Below are 18,135 nucleotides of genomic sequence, written 5' to 3'. Positions count from 1 at the left end.
CATGCATCCCGCCTATTCCGTCAACTGCTTCACCACCGCCTCGGGCGCGGGTTATGGGCTGATGTTCTGGCTGTCGCTGGCCGAACTGCTGGGCGCATTGCCGCAAACCCGATGGCTTGGCTTTGTCGCTATGACCGTCGCGCTGGGGTTGGTCACACTGGGCTTGCTGGCGTCAACCTTCCATCTGGGTCATCCAGAACGCGCCGTAGGGGCATTTTCGCAGTGGCGGACCTCGTGGCTGTCTCGCGAGGGGGTTCTGGCCGTGGCGACCTACGTGCCATCCGGTCTGTTGTGGCTGTTGTGGCTGTTGGATGCGAACAGAGCCTTTGCGTCTTTGCTTGCGCTGCTGTCGGCGGCAGGCGCGGTGGCCACGGTGTACTGCACCAGCATGATCTACGCCTCGCTGCGGACGATCCGCCAATGGAACAAACCGTCTGTGCCGTTGATCTATTTGGCTCTGGCCGCCGCCACCGGAGCGATCCTGTTCGCGCTTTTGCTGAGCTTGTTCGGTTATACGCCTGCGTGGATCGCAGTCGCAGCTATCGCAAGTGTTGCAGTATCGGCGCTGCTAAAGATTAAGTACTGGGCCGCGATCGACACAGATCCGGGTCAATACACGGCCGAGATGGCGACCGGACTGGGGCAACCGGGCCTGGTGCGCCCGCTTGATCCACCCCACACGATGCCGAATTTCGTGATGCGCGAGATGGGATATTCCGTGGCACGCAAACACGCGGTCCAACTGCGCAAAAGCGTACTGATGGCTTTGTTCCTGGCCCCGGTGGTTCTGTGCCTTGGGTCATTGCTGGTCAGTTGGGGCTGGGCAATGTTCCTCGTGGCGACGGTTGCATCGGCCTTTGGCGTCTTTGCTGAACGCTGGTTGTTTTTCGCCGAGGCTGAGCATGTCAGTCAGCTCTATTACGGGCGTGCCCGGGCATAAGAGATACGGACAAGAATAAACTGAGGTGAGGCATGGACGCGCTGGGGCTTACATTTGAGATGGTCGTCGTATTGTTGCTGTTGGCAGCAACGATCGGGCTTTTTGTTTCGGAAATTGTCCGTGTCGATATAGCGGCTGTGCTGGTCATGGTCACATTGGGATTGCTGACGGCAGTGCCGGGACTTGAAAACCTGATTGATGTGCGCAGCCTGTTTGACGGCTTCGCCAGTAACGCAGTGATTTCGATCATCGCAGTCATGATTATCGGCGCAGGGCTGGACCGAACGGGCGTGATGTCGACCGTCGCAGCCTGGATCACGCGGGTCGGTGGCGGCACCGAAAACCGGTTGATCCTGATGATCTCGGGTGCGGTTGGGGTAATATCCAGCTTTATGCAGAATGTCGGTGCGGCGGCTCTGTTTTTGCCGGTGGTCAGTCGCATCTCAACCCGAACCGGGTTTCCGATGTCACGGCTGCTGATGCCAATGGGGTTCTGTGCCATTCTGGGTGGAACAATGACCATGGTGGGTTCGTCCCCTCTGATCCTGCTCAACGACTTGATCCTGTCGATCAACGACACCCTGCCGGCTGATGCGCAGATCACCACCTTTTCACTGTTTTCCGTAACCCCTATCGGCCTGTGCCTTTTGGCGACCGGCTTGATGTATTTTATCATTTTTGGCCGGTTCGTTCTGCCGAGCACCAAGTCAACAGACGGGCCAGCGGGCAACTCAATGTTGGACTATGTCAACGGCACCTACGGGCTGGATGGGCAGATCCATGAGATACGCATCCCCGAAGGCAGCACGCTTGTGGGTCACAGCATCGATGAGGTTCAGCGCAAGTACCACCTGCAAATCATTGCCACACACTATCAGGGGCGCACTTATCCTGCGCCGCCGCGAGATACTGAATTGGTCGCCCCCGCCACAATCGCCGTGATCGCAGCGGAAGAGGCCGTAACCGCGTTTCTGGATGAATACGGTCTGACTGAAAGTTCGGAGCGGGATGAATTTGTCGAAACGCTGGGAGTTGGAAAGGCAGGTATCGCCGAGGTGGTGATCCCGCCCGGCTCTGGTCTGATTGGTCAAACCGGCAGGGGGCTGTGGCTGAGAAAAGTCTATGGCCTGTCACCTCTGGCGATCTACCGCGGTGGCGAAACATTGTCGCGGGACCAGGAAGATCTGGGCGAGATCCCGTATCAGGCCGGTGATACCCTGGTCTGCCACACTGCTTGGGAAGCACTGGCACGGCTTGAGAAAGACCGCGATTTCGTTGTGGTCACCACCGATTTCCCCCATGAGGATCTGCGCCCGAAAAAGATCGGCTGGGCTTTGTTGTTCTTTATTGTTGCTGTGTCGCTGATCCTGTTTTCCGACCTGCGTCTCTCGCTGTGCCTTCTGGTCGGAGCGATGGGCATGGTCGTAAGCCGTGTTTTGTCTATGGATGAGGCCTATAACGCGGTCAGTTGGACGACAGTTTTTCTGTTAGCCAGTCTCATTCCACTAGGACAGGCAGTGCAATCCTCGGGGACGGCAGCTTGGATCGCTAATCAGGTGCTTGTGGTTCTGGACGGGATGCCGGTCTGGGTCATTCAGGCCAGCGTGGCGGCGCTTGCGACCTTTTTCACGCTGGTGATGTCAAATGTCGGTGCCACGGTCCTGTTGGTGCCATTGGCCGTCAATATCGCGCTGGGCGCCGGGGCTGATCCGGCAATTTTTGCGCTGACTGTGGCGATTGCCACCTCGAATTCGTTCCTGATCCCGACCCATCAGGTCAATGCGCTTTTGATGGGACCGGGCGGTTACCGTGTCGTTGATTTTGTACGCGCTGGCGGCGTCATGACCATCCTGTTCCTGATCGTTTCGATCGCGGCGCTGAACCTGTTCTTCTGAGGTTCAAGCCAATTGGTCGCTTACAGAGCATGCGTCAACGTACCAATCAGGCTTCCTGAATAGAGGAAATTCTGCAGTGCCACGCTGACAGCGGCCTCTTCCGAGGTTATCGAGCTTTGCATGATGATGTCGCGGGCATTGGGTCGTCCGACTTTTTCAAGTCCGTCAACAAGGCCCTGGTAGTAATCAGCCTGACGCCCCACTTCACCGGCGACGATGACACTTTCGGGATCGAAAAGAGAGAGGATCGCATCAACGCCATAAGACAGCTGCGTGCCGGCATCGCGAAAGTGGGTTCGAACACTCGGGTCACCGGCGTTCGCGGCTTCTATCGCTTTTGCCAAGCGCGTCGCAACGCGTTCCGAAGGCGCAAACTCGGAACCGAGCGCGTTCAGGATGGCTTTCCCCGAGGCGGCAACCTCCATACACCCAGTGCGACCACATGTGCAAAGTTTGTCCGAATGCGATGCCGAATAGTGCGACAGATCCCCAAACCCGCGATCCGAGGTGGTCAGAAATCTACCATCGAAATAGGCGCTGTTGCCCAGGCCAAGAGCTGCATTTATCAGATAGACGCTTTTTAACTCTTGCCCCCCAAGAAGTTCACCGCACAGGATTGCACTAGCGCGATGTTCCACCTGCACAGGCAAATTCAGGGACTGCGAAAGCGTGTCGCGCACGGGGATGTCTTTCCAGCCCAAAGGTTCTGAACTGACGAGGCCGTTACCCGAGCTGCTGTCGGGACCGGCTGACATGGCAAAAGAAACCCCGACACCCAAAAGGCGATCACGTTCCATCGCTTCGTCAAAGGCCAACGTCTTGGCCCGGTTTCCCAATTCAGTAAGAAAGGCTAGCGGATCATCTATGGGTATGTCGCTGCAATCCGCTGCCCGCAAAACTTCACCATCAGCGTTTGCCAGGCTTACACTGCGACGGTTGGCGGTCAGCGAAATTCCCAGAAAAAATGCCCCTGTGGGATTGATCGACAGGTTGTATTCCCGTCGGCCCACCCGGCCGGGTACGGCGATGGGGTCTCCTTCTCTGACCAGTTTGGCGTCGATCAGTTCGCGCGTAATTCGGGAAATTGCCGCGCCAGTCAGACCGGTCAGACCTGCGAGGGTACCACGCGTCACCGGCCCGCTGCGGGCAATGAGGCTGACCAGCCATTCCCTGTTATGTCGCCGCAAGGCCGCTGTACCCTTTTCGGGCTGACCGTGTTCTTGGGGCTTGCTATCCTGCACAGCCACTCTCCTACAATTCACTTCTTCAAATGTATTCTAACCGTGTTGTAATTAATTAAAGACGGTAATTAAATATTGACTACACGTAAGCGCAGAGATAATCTGTTTCTTAAGATTGACCTTTGGTGGCAATGACTTGAGGCGGCAAAAGCGTCATTTTCTTCGGGGAACACAGCAAGTTACCCTGCTTGCGGTTCGAATTTATTGCTGCCCAGGTACTTAATACCCGCGAATAGTGCCGGCCTGACCCGGTGCAATTCGCGGCGATATGCCTCCTGCGGATTGGGCTGGGGCGAATTTCGGGACTGAAAGCTGAACGAGGCAAGACAATGGCAACTGAACAACCGAACATTTTGTTTATCCAGGCGGATCAGATGGCCGGGCCGGCCATGCCTTTTCAGGGAAACAAAACCGTTAAGGCCCCGCATATGGCGCGTCTGGCTGAAGAGGGCGTTGTTTTCGAAAACTTTTACTGCAACTTGCCCATGTGTGGGCCGTCACGCGCATCGATGCATGCGGGACGATTGCCGTTCAACATCCGCATGTATGACAATGCCAGCGAGTTCCAGTCATCGATCCCCACATTTGCGCATTACTTGCGGTCGCTTGGCTATCATGTCGAGATGAGCGGCAAGATGCATTTTGTCGGCGCCGATCAATTTCATGGCTATGAAAAGCGGCACACGACCGAGATTTACCCTGCAAATTTTGCCTGGACAGTCGACTGGACAAAGGGGCGCGAGTATCGCCCGACCAATCTGACCATGGCGCCGATCCTGGAAAGTGGCCCGGCCATTCGAACCATGCAGATGGATTACGATGACGAGGTCGCCTATAATGGCGTGCAGGCGATTTACGATCTGGCACGCAAAGGTGACGGCAAGCCTTGGTATCTGACGGTTTCCTTTACGGAACCGCATTCTCCTTACGTCATCTCACAGGATTATTGGGACCGTTACGATCATGATGAGATCGAATATCCGGCGGTCGATGAGATCCCGTTGGATGAGAAAGATCACCTAAGCCGGAACCTTCATTATTGTCAGGGCCGCCACGAATTCACGGTAACCCCCGAAAACCGCCGGATCGCGCGGCATGGCTATTATGGCATGATTTCATATGTCGACGACAAGGTGGCTCAGCTGCGTGAAACGATTGAGAAATGTGGGCTGGCCGACAACACGATCATTATCCTGACCGCAGATCACGGCGACATGATGGGTGAGCGTGGCATGTGGTACAAACAGCATTTCTTTGAGTGGGCGGCAAAAATACCGTTCGTTGTCCATGCGCCCAACCGTTTCAAGCCGGGGCGTGTAAAGCAGAATGCCTCGCTGATCGATCTGATGCCCACGTTGCTGGATCTGGCTGCAGGCAAACCGTTCGATGACTATGCAGGTGGCGGTATCGACGGTGAATCGCTGGTGCCCGCGCTGAACGGCGATACCTCCGGGATGGATGACATCTGTATCTCTGAATTCGCTGCCGATGGGTCGACTGGTGTCAGTCGTATGGTGAAGAAAGGGCCGCTGAAATACATGTATCTCGAAGGTGTGGATGAGCTGCTTTATGATATCGATGCCGACCCCAATGAGTTGAACAATCTGATCGACGATCCTGCCCGTGCCGAAACCTTGGCCGAGCTGCGTGAAATCGCAATGCACAATTGGGACCCAGAGGCACTGTCCAAGGAAATCGCACTGGATCAGCAGCGCCGCCTGATGATTCATCGCGCCACCGGTGGCAGTCCGACCTGGGTCAACATCGTTCGCGCCGACGATGACAACCGTTATATCCGAAACGCGGGTGCCGCTGATACCAAAGCCAAGGCGCGGCTTCCTTATGTTCCTCCGGCAAAGCCTGATCTGGTCTGATCCTATCTAGGCTTTGTGTCTGCGGCCCGTTTGCGCGGGCCGCTTTTTTGTCTTCAGGCAGCAGCGGCAAGCCAGATCCAGATTGGTAGCGTTGCGATTGCCGCCACTGTCTGCCACAGCAGGGCCGCGGAATAGGTCCGGATGTCCCCGCCAAACTGCAGCGCCAGCACAAGGCCGTTGGGTGCGGTTGGCAGGGCAGCAAAGATCACGGCAATTAACAAGTGCAGTGGTCCCAACGCCACCATCCACCCCAATGCCAGAACCAACATCGGCAGTGCGAGCAGCTTGGCTATATTTGCGGCCACAACAAAGCGCATATGCCCTTGCATTCGTAGCCCGTCCAGTGATGCCCCGATCCCCACTAGCATTGCTGGGGGTCCGATCTCGGCGACGATGGTTAGTAGCTCGGCCGGGGCTGCCGGAAGGTCAACGCCGAATAAAAGACACCCGAGCCCCGCGGTGCAGGCGATGACCAGCGGGTTGAACGCGGTCATGCGCGCGATGGTCAGGACCGAGGAATGTGGCGGCCGATGGCAGATCACATTAATCAGAACATTAGCGAAATTGATCAGAGGTACGGTTGCGATAATGATCGTTCCCACGGCCGCATCCGCTGATGCTCCGACCAGAGAGGTAGTGAGCAACACCCCAGCAGGTACGTTCAGGCGGGTGGCAGTCTGCACCATGCTGCTATAGGCATCGGTATGTTGGCGCAGAGCGGAAATGCCCAAGTAAGACAGGGCAAGCGCTGCGAACAGGATCAGATAGGCAGCAAACAGAACCAAGCCCAGCTTGAGCGATAGGGCGGCCAGCGCTCCAGCCCCGACAAGCAGGGCGAAGATGGTCAGCGGCAACAGCACCAGATAACTTATCTGATTCAGCCAGCGCCAGAAAACCTGTGATCGTGGGATGGCCCGACGCAGCAGGTAGCCGACGATCAGATAGCCCCACAACGGCAAAATTGCCTGAATGATTGTGGCCGTCATTCGGCGTACCCCCGAGTGAAAACTCTACGAGAAAAAAGGCCTCCCGGCTTAACCGAGAGGCCCATTTTGTCTTCATCGGTTACCGGGTGCCGTTAGCGCACAACCATTCCCAATTTATCCGCCACTTCGCGGAATTTGTTATACTGGGCTTCGACAAAGATCTTGGTGTCCTCGGGTGACATGACCTGCGGGATTGAGCCCAGCTTTTCTGTGGATGCGATCCAGCTTTCATCGGTGGACAGGTTTTCCAGAACTGCGACCCACTTGTCCGCAGCTTCCTGCGGCATGTCTTTCGGACCCCAGACGCCGGACCAGCCTACCACCGCTTCAAGCGCCGGGTGACCGGCTTCTGCGGCGGTCGGCGTGTCGGGCAGAGATGGTACGCGTTCGGTCGTGCTGGTCAGCAGGGGGCGAAGCTGACCACTTTCGATCGGACCGATCAGACCTGAGAGATTGTGGAAGATGAAGTCGGCATTTCCGCTGACAACGCCTGTGGTGGCAGCGCCGCCCCCTTTGAAGGGCACGTGGATCAGCGCTTCGGGATCGACGCCCAGATCATCCAGCATGATCAGAACAGCCATGTGCAGCAATGTTCCGACGCCGGCGGATGAATAGGTCAGGCGTTCACCGCCTTTGATCGCGTTGGCCAGTTCTTCGAAGGTCTGGTATTCGGAATCAGCGCCAACCGCGACCACAAACGGGTTGGTTTCAACAAGTCCCAGAAAGGTGAACTCGTCCCATGTATAGGGAATAGTGCTATTCATGGCGGGCACCGTCGCCTGCGAACCAACACGTGACATCAGTAGGGTGTGCCCGTCAGGGTTTCCCTTGGCCACCATGGTCGAGCCGGTGACGCCACCGGCGCCGGCCTGGTTAACCACAAGCACATTGCCGCCCAGGTATTCCGGGGCCTCGGCGCCGATGATGCGGGCCGCCAGATCAGCTGCGCCGCCTGGGCCGTATGGAACAACTAACGTGACCGGTTTGGACGGATATTCCGCCACCGCTGCAGATGCCGTAAGCGCCACAGCGAATCCGGCAGCGGCAGCTATTTTGTTAAAAAAAACCATAAGGTTACCTCCCTTAACTAGGTTTGTTTGGACGTGTTTTTTTTATTGCCCTTATCAAAACCATATGTTATTTACTTACCGTTGGCAACTATTTAGTGAAGCGCATCATATCGCCGGAGGACTTGGGTAAGGCGCGTTTCTGGATGTTAACGCGGAGGCGAAAGTCAAAGGTGGTGTGTCTTTGCGGACTGTGCAGATGACGGCCATCCAGGGAGGAAACGAAATGCAATTCACCAAAAGCAGAGACCTTTTGGCCGGGGTCATTTTTTGTGCGGTGGGACTTGCGGCGATATTCTTGCTTATTCCAAAAGGCGTTGCGGTGCCGGGAAGCGTGAAGATATCGGCGTTGTCTCCAGACTTCTGGCCAAGGATAATCGCATGGGGGGCAGTGCTCGCATCAGTGGCCCTGATTTTGGAGAGCATTTTTCTGCAACAACCCCCAGCTGATGATGAAGAAGATGCCGAGGCAGCAGCACAATACAAGTTGGCTACACTTCCGGCGGTGTTGCGCACACTTGTTTTGATTGTCGTCCTGTTCGGCTTCTATTTCAGCCTGACAACCCTTGGCATGGTGGTGACATCGGTCATTTTGATTGCCGCGATGATGCTGTTTTTTGGCGAACGTAAATACGTGATGATCGCCTGTCTGAGCATCGGGGTGCCGGTGTTGCTGTATTTGTTCTTTCGCTATGTCGCCAACGTTCCAATTCCGCTTGGCATGTTTGGGTGAAAAGGAGTCGTAACCTATGGATATCATTCTCGAAGCCTTTTCGATTTTCTTTAGCCTTCAAAACATTCTTGTCGTAGGCATCGGTGTCGCGATTGGGACGGTGATTGGTGCAATCCCTGGAATGACCACGCCGATGGGCGTGGCGCTGGCGCTGCCTTTTACGTTCAGCATGCCTCCGGTGGCGGGCATCTTGCTGTTGCTGGGTGTTTATAAAGGCGGCCTTTACGGAGGCTCACTGACTGCGATCCTGATCAAGACGCCGGGGACGCCGGCGGCATCCTGTACCGTTTTGGATGGCTATCCGCTGACACAGAAAGGGCAAGCACGTAAGGCACTGGACATTGCCCTGTATTCGTCCTGTGTGGCGGATCTGATCTCGAACATTGCGCTGATCCTGTTTGCTGGCGTTCTGGCCAGCTTCGCGCTGCGGTTTGGTCCGCCAGAATTCTTCACGCTGATTGTCTTCTCGCTGACCATCATCGCCGGTGTATCTGGTCCCAGCCTGTCAAAAGGCATCGTATCCGCTTCGCTTGGCCTGATCTTGGCGACAGTCGGTCTGGATCTGATCTATGGCACGGAACGCTTTGTCTTTGGCGACTATCGCCTGATGAGCGGCCTAAGTTTTATACCGGTTCTGATCGGGCTCTTTGCCTTGCCCGAAATCATTGACCGTGCGACGCGACGTGCCCGACCGCCCGGAGCGTCCAAGCAGGAATTGGGCACAGGCGCGACTTTTGCCGAGTTTAAGCGCGTTCTGAAGTCCGTTGTGCGCGGCAGTATCTTTGGCGTTATCCTGGGTGCAATTCCCGGGATCGGGGGTGCGCCAGCAGCGTTCCTGTCCTATTCCGAGGCGCGCCGGAACTCGAAAAACCCGGAAAACTTCGGTAAGGGTGAAATCGAGGGCATTGCCGCCGCTGAGGCGGGCAACAACGGGGTTGCCGGTGCAACCATGATCCCGTTGCTTGCTCTGGGTGTCCCGGGCGATGTGATTACGGCGGTTATTCTGGGTGCGTTCATGATCCACGGCTTGCGCCCTGGTCCGCTGATGTTCGACCAGAACCTGCCGATGATTTACGCCTTGTTCATGGGTATCCTGCTCAGCTCAGCCTACCTGTTTGTGGTCGGCAAGGTCGCGATCAAGTTTTTCAGCCGGGTCGCTACGGTGCCGAACAGAATCCTGTACCCCATCGTTTTCGTATTGTGCGTCTACGGTGCCTATGCGGTGAACAACACACTGTTTGATGTCTTCATCATGCTGTCGATGGGGCTGGTCGGTTATTTGATGCTTAAGCTGGATGTTCCAGTGGCACCCTTCCTCATCGCCTTTGTGCTGGGGCCGTTGCTTGAAGACAACTTCCGACAATCGCTTTTGATCTCTGATGGTGATCCGACGATCTTCTTCCGCAATGCGATCTGTATTGTCTTCTGGGGTCTGACTGCACTGTCGGTATTTGTCCTGATCCGCAGTCGGATCGAGGCGGCACGCACTGGCAAGGCGTCAGTCTTGACCACGGGCGGCTGAGCGATGGCCATTCCACAAAAAACACATCTCGGCGAGCGGATTTTTTCGTTCGCCGTGATCTCTGATACACATGTCAATGTCGATGAAGACAGCTGCAATTCACCCTTCCCAGTAAACGCGCGCGCAAATCGCAGGTTCCGGCACGTGGTGTCCGACCTCAACCAGCGTGACATCGACTTTGTTCTGCATCTGGGTGATCTGGTGCACCCCGTTCCCGAATCCGGACCGATATACAGTCAGGCCGCCGAGGCATTTCGCAGGATAGCCTCGGACCTTTCGGTGCCGATTTATTTCACACCGGGAAACCACGATATCGGGGATACACCCGTATCGGGTGCCCCTGCCGCCCCGACCACGCCGCCGATGATCGCGGCCTGGACGCAGGAGTTCGGGCCGCAATACCAAAGCATTGTCCATAAGGGCATCACATTTGTGATGTTCAATGCCCAACTGCTCAATTCGGGCCTACCCGAGGAAGCAGAGCAGCGCCAATGGGTTGAGACCACGTTGAAACAGACAACTGGGCGCATTGTCTTAGCCTATCATCACCCGGCCTATATCTGCACGCCAGATGAGGCTCCGCATTACGACAACACAGATCCTCCGGGCCGAGAGTGGCTGCTTGGATTGCTCAAGACACACAAAGTGGATCTGATGTTCTGCGGTCATGCGCATAACTTCTGGTATGACCGCGTGTTGGGGACTGACTATTACCTTGCCCCCGCAACCAGTTTCGTGCGGCAGGACTACAGTGAAATGCTGCGCGCTGCGCCGCCGGAAGGTACCGAGTATGGCCGGGATGACCGGGGAAAGCTTGGCTACTTTGTCGTCAATATCTACGAAAATGGGCATACGGTTCAGATCGTCAGAACGCAGGGGGCAGAGCAGGGGGCCGAACAAGAGGCTGCACTGGCATGTCCGGCAGGGCCAACCCCATTGGAAAAAATGCGTCCATCCATCGGTTTCGACCTGCGGGCCAACTGGGCTGAAATCAGCGAAATCGCCCCGTCCGGCGGATTGGATGAGTTTGACCGCAAACTGGCCCGAAATGACTATCCGCTGCTGGCCCTGATTGAGATGGGTGTCCGCGATATCAGAGTACCCATGTCCGACATCCGACGCCCCGATCGCGTCGACAGGCTGCGGGCGCTGCACGGTTTGGGTATTCGCCCGACCTTGTTCAGCTTTGGTGCCCCGACGGAGGCCGATGTTGGGTTGGCCCAATCGTTGTACGGAGTCCTTACGGGTTGGGAGATCACCATCGATTGGGATAAGTATGAAGACTGTCTACCTGCAATTTCGGTTGCGCAGGCGTTCACAGGGCTGCCGATTTATCTGTCCCGGATGAGGTCCAAAGATGATCTGGCAGCTGGATCAGTGTACTACCATGTGATCAATCACGGTTTTTCCGCATCTGATACCGGTATGCTGGACACATTGGCCGCCCATCGGGACAAGGGGATATCGGGGGCTGTTTTCCGGCTTGGTTCTGATCAGGATGTGCCGTCGGGCTTGGCCGAGATCAATGCGGTTACATCGGCACGGTGTCTGCAAGCCTCGGTACATTTCAAATGCGGTGCCGCGAACCCGGCTGAACCTGCGACGGACCGGAAGAACCTGCTTGGACGTATCGAACAGGTGTTGGCGTTTTCTGAACGGCCTTCATCGCTACGGGTGTATTGCGATACGCTTGCGGATGTGGATCGCGGTTACTTCGCAAGAGTTGGCGCAATTGATCCCTGTGGCAATCCGACAGATGTATCCCGCCGCATTGCCGCCCATCACAAGATGCGGTTGCGTTCGGAACAATGACGGATCTGTTGAGAAGCATTTGAGCGACCTTTGCGGGCCATATGCGCATATGAGCTATTCCTTTAGGTCTCGGGTCTGAAATCTTCCTTGCTATACGTCAAAGGCACCCGAACAGGTCCGTCTGAGGTGCATAGCCAAACCGACGATACGTGGTGATCTATATGTCCGATCATGGCATGGCTTCAGGCGAACATGGCTTTTGGGGTCATGGCGAAGATAGCCGGCGGTCAAATACGCATTGCGAGGCCAACCACATCCCGATGATCATCAAATCACAGCACGCGCCGCGCCGTGGACAGGTTTGCGATCATCTGGTTGGGGCAACGGACATCATTGCCACGATGCTTGATTACACAGGCGCTAAACCATTGGAGCGAGAGAAAGCCACGCGCGTACGATGCGGCCTCTGCTTGAACAGGATACGGCGGATTGGGCCGATGAGATTTTCATGGAGCAGGAGGAAATTCGCTCGACCCGAACCCACCGATGGAACTTCATGCGCCGCTTTTAGCCCACCTCTTTTGGATTTGGACATACGCTCTTTGATTTGGCGAATGACCCTGATGAACGTGTGAACATGGCAGATGATCCGGAATATGCGTCTGTTGTGAAAGAGCTTTGTGCTCGGTTGGATCAGCAGTGGGGGCCATATTCGGATCCGAAATGGGCCCTTTGGAATGTGGGGCATGTCAAATCGAGCTCGCCCCGATCTTTCCTATGGCGTGAGGTCTGGGGAGAGGATTGGACACCCGGTTTTTAAAGTCCGGACAGGACAGTGCCCTTTGCATTCATGCAAATTCTGGCTGTCCTATGGCGCGGTATTCCACCTGATGCCGAAATCCGAAAGATGTCTTTGAACTCGTCCGGGATAATCCGACACGATTGCATCCACACCAAGATCGATCATCCTGTCTATGTCGTCGGGTTCGTTGAGGGTCCACACTGCAACACACAGGCCCAACGATTTTGCATGATCAACATTTTCTGCGGTCACATCCGCAAAGTATGGGCACCAAAGCGCACCGCCTGCTTCTTTGACCAACTTTGGAATTTCATCGCGACGACCGCGAAAGTCCGGACAAACTGCTTTTGATGAGTCCTCGCCCACATCGTCCGCGTTATCTGGAAGCTGCGTCAGGTACGAAGACGGCATATCAGGGGCCATTCGCTGACATTCTTCCAATAGACTCCAATCAAAACTGTGCAGAACCGCACGCGACGACAAATTCTTGGCGCGAACGTCTTGAAGAACCCGCCCGACAAAATTCTCTCTGTAGAGCGCATCATGGGCCAAATCAGGGTCGGATTTAAGTTCGAGCATCAGACAGGCGTCGCCGTACTTCGGATTATCGACCAAATCCAGCAGGTTCATCAGCGTTGGAACACGAACACCATCCATTTGGGCCTGATCCGGAAAGCGGCGACCATAGGCGGAGTGACCGTCCAACCGTCCAATGTCGAATTGCTGAACCTGTTCGACGGTCAGGGAAGAGACTTTTGGCTCTTTTCCCACCAAAAAATGACCGGTGGCATCACGAAAGGTCGGCGCATGCAGTCGATGGTTATGGGTAATAACCGGCACGTCATCTGCCGTCAGAACGACGTCAAACTCAAGGAGCGGGACGCCGATTGACAGCGAAAAGTCAAAGCCGATCATGCTGTTTTCAGGAAGAACGCCGCGTGCGCCGCGATGACCCACAACCCGGATCAGGTTTTCACCGCCACGAAAGGCTTCAACCTGTGGAAACATCATCAGCCTTGCAGCCTTTCACCGGTGGAATGGTCAAACAGGTGCATATTCTCTGAGGCGACCGAAAACCGCATGTTCGGATGCTGGCCTTCGATTGGGTGAACACCCGGAAGGCTTATCGTAATCGCGCCGCCAGAGCCTATGAGTTGGCCATGCAATAGTGTGTTTGCCCCCAACGGTTCCGCAATCTGAATCGTAGCTTCCAGCGGACCGTTTTCATCCAACAACAGATGCTCTGGCCGTATGCCCAATTTTACCTCGATATCAGGCCCCTGGGATGCACCGATCTCAATTTCTCCGATCTTGACCATCCCGTTTTCACGTCGGGCATCAAACACATTCATCGCAGGGCTGCCAATAAACTGCGCTGCGAACAGAGTTCTGGGTGTTTCGTATACTTCCAGTGGTGTCCCGATCTGCTCGGCGATACCGCCATTCATCACGATCATCCTGTCCGCCATTGTCATGGCCTCGACCTGGTCGTGCGTAACGTAGAGGGAGGTGACTCCAAGCTTTTCCTGAAGCTCTCGGATCTCCAGGCGCATCTGAACACGCAGCTTGGCATCGAGGTTCGAGAGCGGCTCATCAAACAGGAAGACCGCTGGTTCTCGAACAATGGCACGGCCCATGGCCACCCTTTGGCGTTGACCGCCCGACAGCTGTCTGGGCTTGCGATCCAGCAAAGGTTCCAACTGCAATAGCTTAGCTGCGTCAGTCACCTTTTGATCGATCTGATCTTTGGGAAGTCCGGCAATCTTCAGGCCATAACCCATGTTCTGACGCACGGACATATGCGGGTAGAGCGCATAGTTCTGGAACACCATCGCGATGTCCCGATCCATTGGCTCTTTGTCGTTGGCCCGTTCCTCGCCGATCCGGATTTCCCCGGACGTAACCGTTTCCAACCCTGCCACCATCCGCAGCAGCGTGGATTTACCGCAGCCCGAGGGGCCGACGATCACGATGAACTCTCCGTCTGCGATATTGACATCAATACCGTGGATCACATCCGTCGGGCCAAAGCTCTTTTTGACATTTTCAAGTGTTACTGTTGCCATTTCTTACTTCTCGCTATCGACAAGGCCGCGGACAAAGAGCTTTTGCATCGACACCACCACGATGACTGGCGGGATCATCGCCAGAATTGAGGTCGCCATGATTGTGGGCCAATGCGCAAAATCGTCACCCGATGGGAACATCTGTTTGATGCCCATCACGATGGTGTTCATTTCGGGATCGGTCGTGATCAGCAGCGGCCACAGGTATTGGTTCCAGCCGTAGATAAACAGGATCACAAATAGCGCCGCGATATTGGTCCGGCTCATGGGCACCACGATGTCGATGAAGAACCGCATCGGGCGGGCTCCATCCACGCGGGCAGCTTCGGCCAGTTCATCAGGGATCGTTAGGAAGAATTGACGGAACAGGAAGGTCGCTGTTGCCGAGGCAATCAGGGGAAAGATCAGACCGTAGTAACTGTTGAGCATGCCAAACCCGGCAACAACCTCGAAGGTTGGAACAATCCGCACCTCGACCGGCAGCATCAGGGTCAGGAAGATCAGCCAGAAGAACGTCGTACGGCCGGGAAACTTGAAGTAGACGATCGCAAAAGCGGACAGCAGCGAGATGATGATTTTGCCCACCGCGATGCCAATTGCCATCACCAGGCTGTTGAACAGCATCGTTGCAACGGGCACGTTTACACCCGAGAACAGCGCCGCCTTGTAGTTCACCCAGAACTGATCACCCGGCACTACGGGCATAGGTGGCGAGACGATGTCTGCCTGGGTCACGGTCGAAGCCACAAAGGCCAGCCAGATCGGGAAAAAGATGACCAAAACGCCTAGGATCATGAATGCATGGGTAAACCAGATGCCTACGCCGCGTTTTTCGACCATTCCGTGTTGTTGGGCTGCCATCAGTAATGCACCCTCTTTTCCACGTATTTGAACTGAATGACGGTCAGCAGGCCGACAACAATCAGCAGGATGACAGATTGTGCCGATGATGACCCAAGATCCTGACCAACAAACCCATCTGAGAAGACCTTGTAGACTAGGATCGTCGTCGCCTGTTGTGGGCCTCCGCCAGTGATCGTGTGGATCACTCCGAAGGTCTCAAAGAAGGCATAGACAACATTCACCACCAGCAAGAAGAATGCAGTCGGAGACAGCAGCGGCAGCACAATCGTGAAGAACCGGCGCCAGAAATGCGCGCCGTCAATTGCCGCCGCTTCGATGACCGAGCGGGGAACGGATTGCAGCGCTGCAAAGAAGAACAGGAAGTTATAGCTGATGCGGCCCCAGGCCGAGGCGACAACAACCAACCCCATAGCTTCGGTGTCGTTCAGGACATGGTTCCAGTCATAGCCAAGCTGGCTGAGATACCACGCCACCACACCGACGCGTGTATTGAACATGAACAGCCAAAGCACACCGGCCACAGCGGGGGCCACGGCATAGGGCCAGATCAGCAATGTGCGATAAACACCCGAACCTTTAATGAGCCTGTCCGCGATAACTGCCAGAAATAGCGCCGGGATCATTGAACAGAGCGTCACAAGCGTCGAAAACACGGCGGTTGTGACGAAAGATGCGCGATAATACTTGTCGCTCAGCAGGAACTCAAAGTTGCCGAGCCCCACAAACTGCGACGACAGACCGAACGGGTCGGGAATGAACAGGGACTGCCACACCGCCTGACCGGCGGGATAGAAGAAGAAGACGGCGGAAATGATGACCTGAGGGGCGATAAGCGCCAATGGCAATAGCCAGCCGCGAAAGGTGACGCGTTTTTCCATCCTGAATTTCCACCGAAGAAAGATAATGCGGGCCCGAAAAGGGCCCGCATGAAGTTATGACTTATTGATTGGCGGATTCGAAGCGGCGCAGCAGCGCGTCACCACGTTCTTTCGCGCTATCCATCGCTTCCTGAGCAGTTTTCTCACCGGCCCAGACGGCCTCAAGCTCTTCGTCGATGATACCGCGGATCTGGTCGAATGATCCCAGACGCAGACCTTTGGAATTTGCGGTCGGCTCCTTCGCGGTCATCTGGATCACAGCGATGTCGGTGCCGGGGTTTTCGTCATAAAAACCTGCCGCACGTGTCGCATCACCCGCTTCGGCTGTGATTGGAAGGTAGCCGGTGTTCTGGTGCCAGGCCGACTGCACGTCGGACGATGACAGGAAGCTCAGGAACTCTCCGACGCCCTTGTACTCTTCAGGGTCATGACCTTCCATTACCCAAAGGGATGCGCCACCGATTATGGTGTTCTGCGGCTCACTTGTGACGGCTTCCCAGTAGGGCAGCGGACGGACGTCGAAATCGAACTCGGCCTCTGCCTTGATGCCCGCGTAACCTGCCGAACTTTCAGTGAACAATGCGCATTCGCCTGACCGGAAGTTCGCGCCACCTTCGTTTCTGCGACCGGTATAGATGAACTTGCCATCCTTGGCCCAGTCACCCATCGCGGTCAGGTGTGCCACCTGCGCCGGACCGTTCAGCATCAGTTCGGTATCCAGACCGGCAAAACCGTTATCCTGCGATGCAAACGGAACGTCGTGATAGGCCGACATGTTTTCAAGATGGATCCAGCTTTGCCATGCGGTGACCAGTGGGCAGTCTTCGCCCCCGGCCTTGAGCTGTTCAAGTACGTCTCCAACCTTTTCCCACGTGGACAGATCCGTATCTGGATCAACACCGGCGGCTTCGAACGCGTCTCGGTTGACCCAAAGAACTGGCGTGGATGAGTTGAAGGGCAGCGAAAGCATGTCCCCGTCAGTGGTTGTATAGTATCCTTTGACGGCACCGATATACGCGTCGGGATCAAAAGACGCGCCACTTTCAGCCATCACTTCGTAGACGGGCCGGATCGCACCTTCGGCTGACATCATCGTTGCCGTGCCGACCTCGAATACCATCAGGATTTGCGGCTGCTCACCGGCGCGGAAGGCAGCGATCCCCGCGTTCAGGGTTTCCGAGTAGTTGCCCTTATGGCTTTCAACCACGACATACTCGTCCTGGCTGGCGTTGAATTCTTCCACTTGGGCTTTGACAAGCTCACCAAGGCGGCCGGTAAAGGCGTGCCAGAACTGAACCTCGGTTTGTGCCATTGCCGCCACTGGGGACAAGGCAGTTGTAACGGCAAGAGCGCCGAGAAAATTCTTTTTCATGATTCCTCCCATGCATCAGGTTCGATGCTTCGTTGAATACCGACCGCAACGGGTAAACGGCACACATGACGATTTCACGACGTTAACGTTACAGAAATATAATTCAAGCCCAATTTACTGGATAAAAAAATAACATAGTGTTA

14 protein-coding genes and 1 pseudogene are annotated in these 18,135 nt (G+C 55.7%); 7 read left to right on the top strand and 8 right to left on the bottom strand.

What is annotated here, in order from left to right:
• Window position 1: 1 nt before the first annotated feature.
• Entirely contained in the window at window positions 2–940 is a 939-nt protein-coding gene (locus AC2FJC_RS17010) for a dimethyl sulfoxide reductase anchor subunit family protein (protein WP_496740382.1), read from the top strand.
• Between the two features lie 32 nt (window positions 941–972).
• Window positions 973–2,835, top strand: coding sequence for an SLC13 family permease (locus tag AC2FJC_RS17005; RefSeq protein ID WP_496740381.1), 1,863 nt, complete (start codon window positions 973–975; stop codon window positions 2,833–2,835).
• A 20-nt stretch (window positions 2,836–2,855) separates the two neighbouring features.
• On the opposite strand, the gene AC2FJC_RS17000 is transcribed toward AC2FJC_RS17005, so the two are convergent.
• On the bottom strand, window positions 2,856–4,076 hold the full coding sequence (locus tag AC2FJC_RS17000; RefSeq protein WP_496740380.1) for an ROK family protein: 1,221 nt from the start codon (window positions 4,074–4,076) through the stop codon (window positions 2,856–2,858).
• Window positions 4,077–4,405: 329 nt separating this feature from the next.
• Between AC2FJC_RS17000 and betC the strand changes: the two genes are divergently transcribed.
• Complete coding sequence (gene betC, locus AC2FJC_RS16995; RefSeq protein ID WP_496740379.1) at window positions 4,406–5,950, top strand: choline-sulfatase; 1,545 nt, start codon at window positions 4,406–4,408, stop codon at window positions 5,948–5,950.
• 53 nt (window positions 5,951–6,003) lie between these two features.
• Here the strand turns inward: betC and AC2FJC_RS16990 are convergent, their stop codons facing one another.
• Together AC2FJC_RS16990 and AC2FJC_RS16985 are read right to left on the bottom strand one after the other, a co-directional pair.
• Window positions 6,004–6,936, bottom strand: a complete 933-nt coding sequence (locus tag AC2FJC_RS16990) for an AEC family transporter (protein ID WP_496740378.1) — start codon at window positions 6,934–6,936, stop codon at window positions 6,004–6,006.
• A gap of 92 nt (window positions 6,937–7,028) precedes the next feature.
• Entirely contained in the window at window positions 7,029–8,006 is a 978-nt protein-coding gene (locus AC2FJC_RS16985; protein ID WP_496740377.1) for a Bug family tripartite tricarboxylate transporter substrate binding protein, read from the bottom strand.
• Window positions 8,007–8,202: 196 nt separating this feature from the next.
• Here AC2FJC_RS16985 and AC2FJC_RS16980 point away from each other — a divergent pair, with 196 nt between their 5' ends.
• From AC2FJC_RS16980 to AC2FJC_RS16965, 4 genes and pseudogenes are all read left to right on the top strand, one after another.
• The gene (locus AC2FJC_RS16980; protein WP_496740376.1) at window positions 8,203–8,736 is read left to right on the top strand and encodes a tripartite tricarboxylate transporter TctB family protein; all 534 of its coding nucleotides are present in this window, start codon (window positions 8,203–8,205) and stop codon (window positions 8,734–8,736) included.
• A 16-nt stretch (window positions 8,737–8,752) separates the two neighbouring features.
• Complete coding sequence (locus tag AC2FJC_RS16975; protein WP_496723089.1) at window positions 8,753–10,258, top strand: tripartite tricarboxylate transporter permease; 1,506 nt, start codon at window positions 8,753–8,755, stop codon at window positions 10,256–10,258.
• A 3-nt stretch (window positions 10,259–10,261) separates the two neighbouring features.
• On the top strand, window positions 10,262–12,070 hold the full coding sequence (locus AC2FJC_RS16970) for a metallophosphoesterase family protein (RefSeq protein ID WP_496740375.1): 1,809 nt from the start codon (window positions 10,262–10,264) through the stop codon (window positions 12,068–12,070).
• A gap of 149 nt (window positions 12,071–12,219) precedes the next feature.
• A pseudogene (locus tag AC2FJC_RS16965) lies at window positions 12,220–12,420 on the top strand (sulfatase-like hydrolase/transferase); the annotation flags it as partial.
• Window positions 12,421–12,878: 458 nt separating this feature from the next.
• Here AC2FJC_RS16965 and AC2FJC_RS16960 read toward each other — a convergent pair.
• The 5 genes from AC2FJC_RS16960 to ugpB form a co-directional block, all read right to left on the bottom strand.
• The gene (locus AC2FJC_RS16960) at window positions 12,879–13,823 is read right to left on the bottom strand and encodes a glycerophosphodiester phosphodiesterase family protein (RefSeq protein ID WP_496740374.1); all 945 of its coding nucleotides are present in this window, start codon (window positions 13,821–13,823) and stop codon (window positions 12,879–12,881) included.
• Window positions 13,823–14,878: a sn-glycerol-3-phosphate ABC transporter ATP-binding protein UgpC gene (ugpC, locus tag AC2FJC_RS16955; protein ID WP_496740373.1), complete on the bottom strand. Its 1,056-nt coding sequence runs from the start codon at window positions 14,876–14,878 to the stop codon at window positions 13,823–13,825. The genes AC2FJC_RS16960 and ugpC overlap by 1 nt, the downstream gene beginning before the upstream one ends.
• A 3-nt stretch (window positions 14,879–14,881) precedes the next feature.
• Entirely contained in the window at window positions 14,882–15,718 is an 837-nt protein-coding gene (ugpE, locus tag AC2FJC_RS16950; protein ID WP_496740390.1) for a sn-glycerol-3-phosphate ABC transporter permease UgpE, read from the bottom strand.
• Between the two features lie 20 nt (window positions 15,719–15,738).
• Complete coding sequence (gene ugpA / locus AC2FJC_RS16945; protein WP_058274560.1) at window positions 15,739–16,620, bottom strand: sn-glycerol-3-phosphate ABC transporter permease UgpA; 882 nt, start codon at window positions 16,618–16,620, stop codon at window positions 15,739–15,741.
• A 61-nt stretch (window positions 16,621–16,681) separates the two neighbouring features.
• Window positions 16,682–17,992 (bottom strand): sn-glycerol-3-phosphate ABC transporter substrate-binding protein UgpB, encoded by a 1,311-nt coding sequence (gene ugpB / locus AC2FJC_RS16940; protein ID WP_058277255.1) that lies wholly within the window; start codon window positions 17,990–17,992, stop codon window positions 16,682–16,684.
• Window positions 17,993–18,135 lie beyond the last annotated feature (143 nt).

This window comes from Ruegeria sp. CDSB117 (genome assembly GCF_059611005.1).
This window is presented reverse-complemented; position numbering and strand designations above follow the sequence as displayed.

Bases quoted from the DNA above. Each gene is read 5' to 3' on its own strand.
- ugpB (WP_058277255.1), bottom strand. From the start codon at position 17,992: ATGAAAAAGAATTTTCTCGGCGCTCTTGCCGTTACAACTGCCTTGTCC.
- AC2FJC_RS16990 (WP_496740378.1), bottom strand. From the start codon at position 6,936: ATGACGGCCACAATCATTCAGGCAATTTTGCCGTTGTGGGGCTATCTG.
- AC2FJC_RS17005 (WP_496740381.1), top strand. From the start codon at position 973: ATGGACGCGCTGGGGCTTACATTTGAGATGGTCGTCGTATTGTTGCTG.
- AC2FJC_RS17010 (WP_496740382.1), top strand. From the start codon at position 2: ATGCATCCCGCCTATTCCGTCAACTGCTTCACCACCGCCTCGGGCGCG.
- ugpA (WP_058274560.1), bottom strand. From the start codon at position 16,620: ATGGAAAAACGCGTCACCTTTCGCGGCTGGCTATTGCCATTGGCGCTT.
- AC2FJC_RS16970 (WP_496740375.1), top strand. From the start codon at position 10,262: ATGGCCATTCCACAAAAAACACATCTCGGCGAGCGGATTTTTTCGTTC.
- betC (WP_496740379.1), top strand. From the start codon at position 4,406: ATGGCAACTGAACAACCGAACATTTTGTTTATCCAGGCGGATCAGATG.
- AC2FJC_RS16980 (WP_496740376.1), top strand. From the start codon at position 8,203: ATGACGGCCATCCAGGGAGGAAACGAAATGCAATTCACCAAAAGCAGA.
- AC2FJC_RS16960 (WP_496740374.1), bottom strand. From the start codon at position 13,823: ATGATGTTTCCACAGGTTGAAGCCTTTCGTGGCGGTGAAAACCTGATC.
- ugpE (WP_496740390.1), bottom strand. From the start codon at position 15,718: ATGGTCGAAAAACGCGGCGTAGGCATCTGGTTTACCCATGCATTCATG.
- AC2FJC_RS16985 (WP_496740377.1), bottom strand. From the start codon at position 8,006: ATGGTTTTTTTTAACAAAATAGCTGCCGCTGCCGGATTCGCTGTGGCG.
- ugpC (WP_496740373.1), bottom strand. From the start codon at position 14,878: ATGGCAACAGTAACACTTGAAAATGTCAAAAAGAGCTTTGGCCCGACG.
- AC2FJC_RS16975 (WP_496723089.1), top strand. From the start codon at position 8,753: ATGGATATCATTCTCGAAGCCTTTTCGATTTTCTTTAGCCTTCAAAAC.